This window comes from Vicinamibacterales bacterium (assembly GCA_035699745.1).
GTDB lineage: Bacteria > Acidobacteriota > Vicinamibacteria > Vicinamibacterales > 2-12-FULL-66-21 > JAICSD01.
Genome location: DASSPH010000076.1, coordinates 17,657 through 29,101, shown reverse-complemented (window position 1 = coordinate 29,101; position 11,445 = coordinate 17,657). Strand labels below are relative to the sequence as shown.

Below are 11,445 nucleotides of genomic sequence, written 5' to 3'. Positions count from 1 at the left end.
GACAAGAAGACCCTCAACGACTACGTGCTGGATGAGGTGGAGGAATTCGAGATCCTTGGCCCCGGGCGCGTCCCCGTCACCCGCATGCGGCGGGAATACACCTGGTATGTCCGCGAAGGATTCCACGTCCGCAGCCCGCTGAAGTTCGACGGCGTTCCAATCCCCGAAGCCGATCGCCGCGCCTATGAAGAACGCTGGCTGCGGGCCGAACAGCGCCGCCGGACGTTCCGGACCGAACGCGACGAAAAACGGGCCGCCGACGGCAAGCCGCCGGCGTTCAGCGCGCCGTCCATCAACGAGCCCCGGTTCGTCTCCGAGTCCTACTTCATGGACTTCAAGTTCGAGCCGGGCAACTACTACCTCGCCGGCAGGGAAACCGTCGACGGCAAGCCCGTACTGAAGATCGACTATCTGCCGACGCGGTTGTTCAACGACAACGACGAGGAGCGGCGCAACGCGCGCGACCGCAACGACGATCCCAGGCGCGAGGAGCGCCGCGAGGCACGCGACGAAAAGCAGCGGCAGCGCGAGAAGGAGATCGAAGCGGAGATCGACCGCAAGATGAACAAGTCGTCGCAGGTGACGCTCTGGGTCGATCCGGCATCCCACCAGATCGTCAAGTACACCTTCGACAACGTCTGGCTCGATTTCCTTCCCGCCGGATGGATCGTGCGCGTGGACGACCTCCGCGCCTCGATGCAGATGGGGCAGCCCTTCCCTGGCGTCTGGCTGCCGCGGGACGTCTCGATCCACGCCGGCGTCACGATCGCCCTCGGCTCCCTCGAGTTTCAGTACACGCGCGCCTTCAGCAACTACCGCAAGGCCGACGTGTCGTCGAAGGTCTCGGTCCCGAAGGGCGGGCGCTGATGGGTGCGATGCTCACCGTGCTCGCGCTCGCCGCCGTCATGCAGGCGGAGACCATCACTGAAGTCCGCGTTCACGGCAACGCGACCGTGTCCGACGCCGTGGTGCTGCAGCTTGCCGGCGTGACCGTCGGGCAGCCGCTCGGGCCGGGCGCTATCGAGGCGGTCGAGAAGCGCCTGCGGGACAGCGGCCGCTTCGACGAGGTCCAGGTGCGCAAGCGCTATCGCACGCTGGCGATGGACGAAGTGGCGCTCGTGCTGGTCGTCCACGAGCGCCCCGGCACGAGTGCCGCCGGCGAACCGCCGAGCGCCGCGCAGCGGCTGCGCAGCCGGTTGATGTTCTTTCCCATCCTTCACTACGACGATGGCTACGGATGGACGTACGGGGCGCGGACGAGCGTCGTCGACGCCGCGGGGAAAGGCACGCGCCTGTCGGTGCCGCTGTCCTGGGGCGGCACCCGCCGCGTCGCCCTCGAGGTGGATCGGACGTTCAAGTCGGGTCCGCTGACGCGGCTGTCGGGATCGTTCGGGCTGGCGCAGCGCGAGAACCCGCATTTCTCGATCGACGATCGGCGGCTCGAGCTCGAAGCGCGCGCCGAACGGCGGCTCTTCCGGCGCGTGACCCTGGGGGCCGAGATCGGCCGCAGCCGTGTGAGCTTCGCTCCGCTTCGCGACAACGTGTGGACGACCGGCGCGGACGTCACCCTCGACACGCGCGGCGATCTCTCGTACCCGCTGGACGCCGTGCTGGCCAGCGCCGCGTGGAGCCGCCTCAACGCCGTCGGGGCCGCGAGCTTCGGCCCCTCGGGCACGTCGATCGATCGCTATCGCCTCGACGCGCGCGGTTACAAACGGCTCTGGGGACAGAACGTGCTGGCGGTGCGCGCCGGCTACGACACCTCGTCGGCGCCGCTCCCCGCCTACGAGCAGTGGCTGCTCGGCGGATCGAGTCTGCGCGGAACCCGCGGCGGGGCCTTTGCCGGCGACAAGCGGATCGTGTGGTCGGCCGAGGTGCGCGTCCCCTTCTCCTCGCCGTTGAGCACCGGGCGCACCGGCTTCAACGTCTTCATCGACGGCGGCGCGACCGCCGCGTACGGACAGAGGCTCTTCGATCAGCCGAGACACCGCAGCGCGGGGGCGGGCGTGTGGGTGACGGCCGCGATCTTCAGCTTGAACCTCGACGTGGCGCGGTCGATCGACGGCCATCGCACCCGGGTGCATTTCGGCACAGGGTTCAGCTTCTAGCCGGCCCGCGAGCCATCGCGGATCCGCCGGCGGCGTGATCTTCGACGTGCCGCCGTCATGCTGGATGGTCGAGCGGGTCAGCGCGGTGAAAAGTCCAGCGCGTACTGCGTCCCCGGCCGCAGCCGCACCGTCACCGTCCGGGCCGTGCGGGACCTGATCGGCACGTCCGCGCCGCCCGCGCGCACCGCCGCAATCCGCTGATTCGCCGGGGCGGCGATGACGACGTCCCCTTCCACATCGGGACGCAGGCGGACCTGCGCCGCCCGTCCGTCACGCCACTCGATATCCACGGTGACCGCGCCGCGAGCGCGAAGGCCGGTCACCGATCCCGCGCTCCATTCCGCGGGCAAGGCCGGCAGGAGCGCGATCTCTCCCGCGTGGCTCTGCAGCAGCATCTCCGCTATGCCGGCCGTGCCGCCGAAGTTGCCGTCGATCTGGAACGGCGGGTGCGTGTCGAGCAGGTTGGGCAGCGTCGACTTCGCCAGCAGCGCGACGACGTTGTCGTGCGCCTTCGCCGCGTCTTCCAGCCGCGCCCAGAAGTTGATGATCCAGGCGCGGCTCCACCCGGTGTGGCCGCCGCCGTTGGCGAGCCGCCGCTCGAGCGTCGCGCGCGCCGCCCGCGCCAGCTCCGGCGTGCCGCGCGGCGTGATCTGAGTGCCCGGGCTGAGCGCGAACAGCTGCGAGATGTGCCGGTGGCCGGGATCCTGTTCTTCGTAATCCTCGAGCCACTCCTGGATCTGCCCCCACTTGCCGATCTTCAGCGGCGGCAGCTGCGCGCGGGCGCGAGCCAGCCGCTGCCTGAAGGCGGCGTCGATGCCGAGAATCTCGGAGGCCTCGATCAGGCGCGAGAAGAGCGCGTGCGCGATCTGCGTGTCCATGTACGGCCCCATGCACACGCGCGCCGTGGTGCCGTCGGGCAGCTTGTAGCGGTTCTCCGGCGAGAGTGACGGCCCGGTCACGAGTCGTCCCGCCGCGTCGACGGTCATGTAGTCGAGCAGGAACGTCGCCGCCTCCTTCATCGTCGGATACGCGCGATCGCGGAGAAAAGCGCGGTCGCGCGTGAAATCGTAGTGGTCCCACAAGTGCAGCGTCAGCCACGCCGCGCCCATCGGCCACATCCCCGAGCCGGCCTGATCGATAGGAACGGCATGACCCCAGAGATCCGTGTTGTGATGCAGGACGAACCCGCCGGCGCCGTAGAGCGCCTTCGCCACGCGCCGGCCGTCTTGCCGCGCGCGGTCGATCAGATCGAACAGCGGCTCGTGGAGCGGCGACAGGTTGGTCACCTCCGCCGGCCAGTAGTTCATCTGGGTGTTGATGTTGATCGTGTACTTGCTCTCCCACGGAGGCGACAGCGACTCGTTCCAGATGCCCTGCAGGTTGGCCGCCATCGTGCCAGGCCGGCTGCTCGAGATGAGCAGGTAGCGTCCGAACTGAAAATACAGCGCGATCAACTGCGGGTCGGGCCGCCCCGCCGCGACCGCCTTCAACCGGTCGTCCGTGGACATCTGGAGGTCGCCGCCGCGAGCCGGGAGAATCTCCAGTGAGACGGTCTCGAACAGCCGCCGGTAGTCCGCGACGTGTGCCGCGCGGAGCGTCTCGAACGGCTTGCCCGCCGCCGCCGCAGCCTGCCGCACGGAGACGGCGGAAAAGTCGCGCTGCCGGACGTCGGTCGCGGCGGCCAGCACCAGCGTCACCGCATCCGCGCCGCTGACGACGAGCGCGTCGTTCTCGGTGCGAACGCTCCCGCCTTCGGCGCTCGCCTGCAGCGCCGCCGCGAACCGCACGCCAGTCTTCGCTTCGTCCGCATGCCGGGTCGACGCGGGATCGACGATCGCCTGCCCCTCGAGGACGATGCGGTTCGATCCGTCGGCGCGCGCCGCCGCGTCGCGCTGGCGCGACAGGCGGGCCGAGACATCGATCGTCGCGGGGCCCGTCTTGGTGAGCCGGACGACAATCGCCTGATCGACGGCGGAGGAAAACACTTCGCGCGTGAAGATCGTGTCTCCGACGGTGTAGCGGACGCGCACGATCGCGTCCTGCAGATCCAGCTCGCGCTGGTAGTCCGTGGCGGCGGCGTGCCTGAACGTGAGACCGAGATCGCCGAGCGGCTGGTACGGCGGCATCCGGCGGGGAACGGCGATGACGGCCTTGTCCACGAGCGCTTCTGCCTGCGCCGCCCTTCCTTCGGCGAGCAGCCGCCTCGCCTCTTTCACCGCTTCCGGCCCGGCCGGGTTCAACCGGTCGCGCTTCTCGCCGGCCCACACGGTGTCTTCGTTCAGCTGCAGGCGGTCGGCAGCAACGCCGCCGAACACCATGGCGCCGAGGCGGCCGTTGCCGATCGGCAGCGCCTCGTTCCAGGTCGCGGCCGGCTGCCGGTACCAGAGGCGCAACCCTCCGGGGTGCTGGGCGCGGGGTGCCGCGTCATGGGTGCGCGTAGCGGCTGGCTGCAGGGTGCCGCCGAGCGCACCCAACAGGCCCACTGCGGTGAGGACGCCGGCGCGCCAGTTCATTTCGCACCCGCGGCCATCTCAAGCACCACCACCGTGTCGAGCGGATCGACGGCGTCTCTGGGCAGCGTCAGGACGATCCCGAAGTCGCCGCTCTTGTAGTCGATCGCGCGGCCGCCGTCGAGCAGCTTTGCGGAACGGATCGCGGACGGCAGCGGCGGCAGCAGGATCGACGCGTCGGCGGCGTCGAGCACGTGGACGAACACGCGATCCCCTTTCCTCGTCGTCGCCCCCCACGGTCGCGGCGGGACCGGGCCGCCGCGCGTGCCGTAGATGGACTCGCCGTTCTTCGCCATCCACGCGCCGATCTCCTTCAGCCGGGTCACGAACTCGGGCTGAATCCTGCCGTTCGGCATCGGCCCGACGTTCAGCAGGAAGTTGGCGTTCGAGCCGGCGGCGCGGACGAGATAGCGGATCAGATCGCGCGTCGACTTGTAGCGGCGGTCGGTGATGTTGAAGCCCCACGCGCCGTTGATCGTCTCGCACGTTTCGAGCGGCAGATCGCCGATCTCGGCGTCCGCGTTGAACCCCTGCGTGCGGCCGCCGGGCAGATCCTTCTCGAACATCTGGAAGTCCTCGCCCGGATTGGGGCGGCGATGATGGTTCGCGCCGATCAACGCCTGCGGCTGCAGCTTGTGGATCAACGCGTAGGTGCGATCGAGATGCCAGTTCGCGTCCGGGCGATCCCACCAGCCGTCGAACCAGATGCCGCCGATCTCGCCGTAAGTGGTCAGCAGCTCGCGGAGCTGCGCGTCCATGTAGTCGAGGTATTTCTGAAAGTCTCCCTTGTCGGGGCGGCCGGCGTTCTGCCCGGTCCGTCCGCGCGGGTAGTAGTCGGGGTGGTGCCAGTCGAGCTGCGAGTAATAGAAGAACAGCTTCAGCCCCTGGCGGCGCGCCTCCTCCGCCAGCGCCTTCATCGGATCCTTCTTGTACGGCGTGCGGGCGACGATGTTGTAGTCCGACACCTTCGAGTCGAACATCGCGAAGCCGTCGTGATGCTTGCTCGTGATGGTGATGTACTTCATCCCCGCCGCCTTCGCCATCGCGACCCACTCGGCGGCGTCGAAGTCGATCGGATTGAACAGCGCCGGCAGCTTCTCGTAGTCGGACACGGGGATGTTCTTGTTGTTCATCACCCATTCGCCGTCGCCGAGCACGCTGTACACGCCCCAGTGGACGAACAGGCCGAACCTGGCGTCCTGGAACCACTCGCGCGCGGCGAGATTTTCGCGCGCCGGCGTGTAGCCCGGCTGCGCGCCGAGCGGCATGCCGGTCGCGAGCGCCAGGACCAGAAGGGCCGGCACGCAGGCGAGACGCAGCGGAGTGATCTTCATGCCGGGAGCCTACCAAATTCCGGGCGACCCCGATCACGACGGTGAGTTCCCGCGCGAGGCGTTCGCCCTCGCGGGACGTCAACGGCCGTGCGGTGAAACGCGCCAGCTCAGAAAGAACAGACCCGCCACGGCCGCGAGAGGACCGGCGATCACCGCGATCCAGTCGAGCCGTCCCCGCACCATCACGGCGTACGCCAGGGCGAAGAAGGCAAAGGCGGCGGCGCCGGCGAGCGGATACCGCCATGCGACCGCCACCGTGGCGGCCACGATCAGCGCCGGCAGCAGGTGCATCAGGAACGCCGGCAGCGCCGCCGCGAGCGGCTTGCCGTCGAACGCGTCCAACGCGAAGAGCGCCAGAAACAGCGACATGCCGATCCCCGTCAGCCGGGGTGCCCACAGGAGCGCCGAACTCTTGTCCGTCATACCGACCTCCGCTTGCTCGAAGTCACTATGGCGCGGCGGCGGCGACGAGTCCTGAGCGAACCCTGTCGCTTTCGTGAGTTCTCGTGAGCGATGCGGGAGAGAAAAGTGGTCGGGGCGGAGGGATTCGAACCCCCGACCCTCTGGTCCCAAACCAGATGCGCTACCAGGCTGCGCTACGCCCCGACTCTGTGCGAATTATCCCACACGGAGCGTACTAGGCGGCGCGATAGTGCTCGGCGGTCTTGCGGCGCAGGAACTCCACGGATCGGCGCAGCTCGTCGAGCCCGTTCATCCCGTCCTCGACCGAGATCCACCCGGTGTACCCGGCGCGCGCGAGGCGGATGAAGATCGCGTCGTAGTCGATCATCCCCTTCCCCACCTCACCGTGTTTCAACTTGTCGGAGTAGCCGAGCGTTCCGTCGCTCTGGCGGAGTTCAGCCAGGGTTGCACCGGGGACCAGCCACCGGTCGGACGCGTGCATCGTGACGACGCGCGGCAGCACGCGATCGAGAAAGCGGATCGGATCGTAGCCGCCAACGATGGCGTTCGACGGATCGTACTGAACGCCCAACCGCGGTGAGTCCACACGGTCGAGGATCTCCAGGTAGATCTCTTCCGGTTGCGCGAACTCGGGATAGCGCCACACGCCGTCCTTGTAGTGATTCTCGAGGCACAGCGTCACCCCCCGGCGTTCGGCGTACTCGATCGATCGGAGCAAGCCATCCACCGTGCGCGCGATGCCGTCGGCGCGCGACAGGCCGGGGAAGTTCTGGCCGCTGAGCGTCCTGCAGAAGGACGTGCCGAGACGCACCGTCAGATCGATCGCGTCACGCTGGCGGGCGACCTGGCGGGCGCGCTCACCCGCGTCCGCGTGGGTGAAATCGGGCGAGAAGCACAGCATCGAGCTGACTTGCCCGGTCGCGCCCAGCGCGTCGACGATGGGCGCGACGTCCTCGTCGCGGAAGCTGCGGAAGAACCCGTCGTAGTGCTCGACGCCATCGCCGCCGAGCGTCGCCGCGTCGGCGATCCAGCCGGCGTAGGACATCTCGCCGCTGACCAGCGCGTCGAAGTAGCACTTGGGAAAGACACTGATGCGAGGGGTGTTCACGGCAGCGTCAACGAACCGCTACGGAACCAGAACCGACTTGATCACGCGTCCCTCGTGCATCGCGGCGAACGCGTCGCTCCAGCCATCGAGCGGACTCGTCAGCCCCACGATCAACTCCGGTTTCGTGAGCCGGCGATCGAGCAGGTGAATGACGCGCTCCCAGATCGGGTAGTTGTGGCTGAACGAGCCCTGCAGCCGGATGTTCTTCTGCACCAGCGGATTGAGATTGATCGGGATGAGATCCGGCGACCAGCCGACTTTCACCACCTGGCCATCCGGGCGCGCGAGGGCAAGTGCGACGTCGAGCGGACGGCTCGCCCCCGAAGCGTCGCACACCAGGTCCGCGCCGAGCGGACTGAGACGTCGCACCACGTCTTCGGCCTGCTCCTGCTGCGCGTTGACGATGTGGGTGGCGCCAAGCTGGCGCGCGGTCTCGAGCCGCGCCGCATCGGCCGTGAGCCCGACGACGATCAGCGGGTCCGCGCCCGCCAGCGCCGCCATGCGCGCGCACAGCAAGCCGATCGGCCCCGGCCCCAGGACGACGACCGCGTCGCCGGGGCGAATCGTGGCGTTGACCAGCATCGCGTTATAGGCGACCGAGTGTGGCTCCGTGAGACAGGCGAGCTCGAACGGCAGCGAATCGGGAATCGCGTGCAGGCAGCGCGCCGGCACCTTCACATAGGTCGCCATCGCGCCGTTGATGCCATAGCCGAAGCCCTTTCGCGAGGGACACAGGTTGTAGCGCCCGGTGCGGCACAGCATGCACTCGCCGCAGACTTCCGCCGCCGTCTCCGAGACGACGCGGTCCCCTTCACGAAAGCCCTTCACCGCGCGTCCGACCTTCGCCACCGTGCCGCCGAACTCGTGGCCGAGGACGACCGGCACGTTCACCGGCCAGGAGTGCGTGTTGTAGCACTGGTGCACGTCCGAGCCGCAGACCGACACCGCGCCGACCCGCAGCAGGACGTCGGTGTCGCCGATTTCCGGTACCGCGATATCGCGCAGCTCGACCGCCATCGGCTGGAGCGCGTACTGGACGACCGCTGCCTGTGTCATGCCGCCTTCCTGATCCGCCGGCAGATGTCGCTGAGCACTTCGTGCAGCCGGGTGCCGGTCACCGGCTTGAAGCCATCCGCGTCGATGACAAGCGGCGCGCCGAGCACGACCAGCGGCGCGCCATGCGCCGGACACTGAATCGCCTGCTCGATCGACAGCCCCCCGACCGCCTGCACCGGGATCCCGACCGCGGCGACGACCGCGTCGAGCTCGTCCATCGGGCTGAGCCCCTTGATCATGCGGCGTTCATCGTAGCCGATGTGATGGATGATGAAGTCGACGCCGAGCGATTCCATCCACCGCGCGTTCTCGATCCGGTCGCCGGCGGCGAGGTTGTCGCCCATCACCTTGATCCCGAAGTCGCGGCCCGCGTCGACGACGCGGCGGATGGTCGCTTCGTGCGCGCGCCCCATGACGACCACGAGGTTGGCCCCCGCCTTGGCCATCATCTCGGCTTCGAGATAGCCGCCGTCCATCGTTTTCAGGTCGGCGACGATGGGATGGCCGGGAAAGCGGCGGCGCAATCCTTCCACGGCGCGCAGCCCTTCGGCAAGCAGCAGCGGCGTGCCCGCCTCGAGCCAGTCGACCCCGGCGTCGACGGCGATCGCGGCGGTCTCGATGGCTTCGTCGAGGGAGGTGACGTCGAGCGAGATCTGGACGATGGGGAACGAGAGCGCGTCGAGATTCATTTCGCGACCAGTATAATCGCGGCGCATGAATGCGCTGGATTACGCCGTCGTCGCCGCCTACCTGCTCGCGATCACGGCGTTCGGATCCTACTTCGCGCGATTTCAGAAGAACACCCGCAACTACTTCCTCACCGACAACTCGACGCCGTGGTGGGCGATCTGCTTCACCGTGGTGGCGACGGAGACCAGCACGCTGACGTTCATCGGCGTGCCGGCGTCCGCCTACGCGGGAAACTGGACGTTCCTGCAGCTTGCCGCCGGCTACGTGCTCGGACGGATCATCGTGTCGGTGCTGTTCCTGCCGCGCTATTTCCGCGGCGCGCTGGTCACGTCGTATCAGCTGCTGCAGCAGCGCTTCGGACCGTCGGTGAGCACCGTGTCGGCGGGGCTGTTCCTGGTGACCCGCTCGCTGGCCGACGGCATCCGGCTGTTCGCGACCGCGCTCGTGATCTCGATCGTCACGGGCGTGCCGGTGCCGTGGACGGTGATCGTGCTGGGCACGGCGATGATCGTCTACACCGTCCGCGGCGGGTCCGCGGCAGTCATCTGGACCGACGTCGTGCAGATGTTCGTCTACGTCGCCGGCGCGCTGGTGGTGGGGGTCGCGCTGGTGCAGGCGATCCCGGGCGGATTCGCCGAGGTGGTGCGGCTGGGATCGGCGGCGGGCAAGTTCACCGTGCTCGATCCGTCGTTCGACCCGACGAAGGTCTACACGCTGTGGGCCGGGCTGGCCGGCGGCATCGCCCTGACGCTGGCGACGCACGGGACCGATCAGTTCCTGGTGCAGCGCCTGCTCTCGGCGGACTCACCCAGGGGGGCCGCCCGCGGTCTGGTGCTGAGCGGGTTCATCGTCTTCGCGCAGTTCACGATGTTCCTGCTGATCGGCGCCATGCTCTACGCGTATCACCAGCACTTCCCGCTCACCGCGGCGCTGCCGCGCAACGACGCGATCCTGCCGCGCTTCATCGTCGATCAACTGCCGCACGGCGTCATCGGCTTCATCATCGCCGCCATCGTCGCGGCGGCGTTGTCGCCGTCGATCAACGCGATGGCGGCAACGACCATCAACGACTTCTACCTGCGCTACACGCGCACCCCGCCTGACGAGGCGCGGCTGCTCAGCCTGTCGAAGCGGTTCACGATCATGTGGGGTCTGGTGCAGCTCGGGGTGGCGCTGGCGGCGCAGTGGCTGGATCAGTCCGTGCTCGATGCCGGTCTCGGCGTGCTGTCGCTGACCACCGGTCCGGTGCTCGGCGCCTTCCTGATCGGCGTCCTGACGCGGCGCGTCGGCGCGGCGGCGATGATCGCCGGGATGGCCGCCGGCGGCAGCGTGCTGGTGATCCTGTGGTGGAACGCGCTGGTGGGATGGACCTGGTACGCGTTGATCGGATCGGCGGTCACCGCCGCCACGGCGCTGATGATCGGGCTGGCGGCGCCGCGCGCCGACGCCACGCCGGCCGGCGCCGGTCAGAAGTTGTAGCGCTGCCGCGCGAAGGCGAACCACTCCCGCTCGAAATCGGCGAGTCCGATACCCAGCACGCCGGCGGTGTCGCCGCCGGCCACGATCAGATCGGCGAGCGCCCCCGCGCCCCATCTCGCGACGATGAACTCCGCGATCGAATAGCCGACGTCGTACATCCGCGTCTGCTCGAGGCCGGCGAGGGATTCGAAGGACGGCGGGTTCGACGCCCGCATGTAGTCCAGCCGGCTGAGATCGACCGCCTGTCCGGCTTCGTAGATCGCGACGCTCTCCCACAGCCACCGCGGGTTGTTCGCGATCCGCGGATTCACCTTCATCGAGACGCAGTGCGCGAACTCGTGCACCAGGTGCGACAGCATCCGCTCGTACGGCCCCCACGACGGGAGGTTCGGCGACATGAGGTGGATCTGCGTTGCGGACGTGATGAGACCCGCGGCCCACGCGGGCACGGCGCCGGCGGCGGCGCGCGTCGCCGCTTCCATCGCGCCGTGATCGCCATAGAACGTCACCGTCACCGGCGGCATGCTGCCGGCGCGGAGGTCGGCGACGATCCGGTCGTATTCGCGTTCGAGCGCAGCGGCGGTGGCGGCGATGTTGCCGGCGTCCAGCGCGGTGTAGTTGAAGGTGAAGTGCGGCGACGAGTACGTGCCGCCGGCCCCGGGCGGGGTCGGCGCCGTGGTGCCGCCGCAGGCCGCGACGACCGCCAGAGCCGCCGCCGCCAGCAGCCGCTTCATGAC

The 11,445-nt window shown here is 68.7% G+C and carries 10 protein-coding genes and 1 tRNA gene; 3 read left to right on the top strand and 8 right to left on the bottom strand.

Annotation, left to right across the window (positions count from 1 at the left end):
• Positions 1-867: hypothetical protein (locus tag VFK57_18920; protein ID HET7697793.1), on the top strand; the 867-nt coding region annotated here is incomplete at its 5' end.
• On the top strand, positions 867-2,108 hold the full coding sequence (locus VFK57_18915; protein ID HET7697792.1) for a BamA/TamA family outer membrane protein: 1,242 nt from the start codon (positions 867-869) through the stop codon (positions 2,106-2,108). The genes VFK57_18920 and VFK57_18915, both read left to right, overlap by 1 nt.
• 77 nt (positions 2,109-2,185) lie before the next feature.
• Here VFK57_18915 and VFK57_18910 read toward each other — a convergent pair whose 3' ends face one another.
• The 7 genes from VFK57_18910 to VFK57_18880 form a co-directional block, all read right to left on the bottom strand.
• The gene (locus tag VFK57_18910; GenBank protein HET7697791.1) at positions 2,186-4,621 is read right to left on the bottom strand and encodes a glycoside hydrolase family 95 protein; all 2,436 of its coding nucleotides are present in this window, start codon (positions 4,619-4,621) and stop codon (positions 2,186-2,188) included.
• Positions 4,618-5,952 (bottom strand): alpha-L-fucosidase, encoded by a 1,335-nt coding sequence (locus VFK57_18905; protein ID HET7697790.1) that lies wholly within the window; start codon positions 5,950-5,952, stop codon positions 4,618-4,620. Before VFK57_18905 ends, VFK57_18910 begins: the two co-directional genes overlap by 4 nt.
• Before the next feature lie 78 nt (positions 5,953-6,030).
• Positions 6,031-6,375, bottom strand: coding sequence for a hypothetical protein (locus tag VFK57_18900; protein HET7697789.1), 345 nt, complete (start codon positions 6,373-6,375; stop codon positions 6,031-6,033).
• A 106-nt stretch (positions 6,376-6,481) separates the two neighbouring features.
• Positions 6,482-6,558 (bottom strand) — tRNA-Pro (locus VFK57_18895).
• Between the two features lie 31 nt (positions 6,559-6,589).
• Complete coding sequence (locus VFK57_18890; GenBank protein HET7697788.1) at positions 6,590-7,483, bottom strand: sugar phosphate isomerase/epimerase family protein; 894 nt, start codon at positions 7,481-7,483, stop codon at positions 6,590-6,592.
• Positions 7,484-7,501: 18 nt separating this feature from the next.
• Positions 7,502-8,539, bottom strand: coding sequence for a zinc-binding dehydrogenase (locus VFK57_18885; GenBank protein ID HET7697787.1), 1,038 nt, complete (start codon positions 8,537-8,539; stop codon positions 7,502-7,504).
• Complete coding sequence (locus tag VFK57_18880) at positions 8,536-9,228, bottom strand: orotidine 5'-phosphate decarboxylase / HUMPS family protein (GenBank protein ID HET7697786.1); 693 nt, start codon at positions 9,226-9,228, stop codon at positions 8,536-8,538. Before VFK57_18880 ends, VFK57_18885 begins: the two co-directional genes overlap by 4 nt.
• Before the next feature lie 25 nt (positions 9,229-9,253).
• Here VFK57_18880 and VFK57_18875 point away from each other — a divergent pair, with 25 nt between their 5' ends.
• A complete protein-coding gene (locus VFK57_18875; protein HET7697785.1) occupies positions 9,254-10,708 on the top strand; it encodes a sodium:solute symporter in 1,455 nt (484 codons plus the stop codon).
• On the opposite strand, the gene VFK57_18870 is transcribed toward VFK57_18875, so the two are convergent.
• A complete protein-coding gene (locus VFK57_18870; GenBank protein ID HET7697784.1) occupies positions 10,696-11,442 on the bottom strand; it encodes a hypothetical protein in 747 nt (248 codons plus the stop codon). The genes VFK57_18875 and VFK57_18870 overlap by 13 nt on opposite strands.
• Between the last annotated feature and the right edge of the window lie 3 nt (positions 11,443-11,445).

Coding starts and splice junctions, on each gene's coding strand:
- VFK57_18915 (HET7697792.1), top strand. CDS start 867: ATGGGTGCGATGCTCACCGTGCTCGCGCTCGCCGCCGTCATGCAGGCG.
- VFK57_18910 (HET7697791.1), bottom strand. CDS start 4,621: ATGAACTGGCGCGCCGGCGTCCTCACCGCAGTGGGCCTGTTGGGTGCG.
- VFK57_18905 (HET7697790.1), bottom strand. CDS start 5,952: ATGAAGATCACTCCGCTGCGTCTCGCCTGCGTGCCGGCCCTTCTGGTC.
- VFK57_18900 (HET7697789.1), bottom strand. CDS start 6,375: ATGACGGACAAGAGTTCGGCGCTCCTGTGGGCACCCCGGCTGACGGGG.
- VFK57_18885 (HET7697787.1), bottom strand. CDS start 8,539: ATGACACAGGCAGCGGTCGTCCAGTACGCGCTCCAGCCGATGGCGGTC.
- VFK57_18880 (HET7697786.1), bottom strand. CDS start 9,228: ATGAATCTCGACGCGCTCTCGTTCCCCATCGTCCAGATCTCGCTCGAC.
- VFK57_18875 (HET7697785.1), top strand. CDS start 9,254: ATGAATGCGCTGGATTACGCCGTCGTCGCCGCCTACCTGCTCGCGATC.
- VFK57_18870 (HET7697784.1), bottom strand. CDS start 11,442: ATGAAGCGGCTGCTGGCGGCGGCGGCTCTGGCGGTCGTCGCGGCCTGC.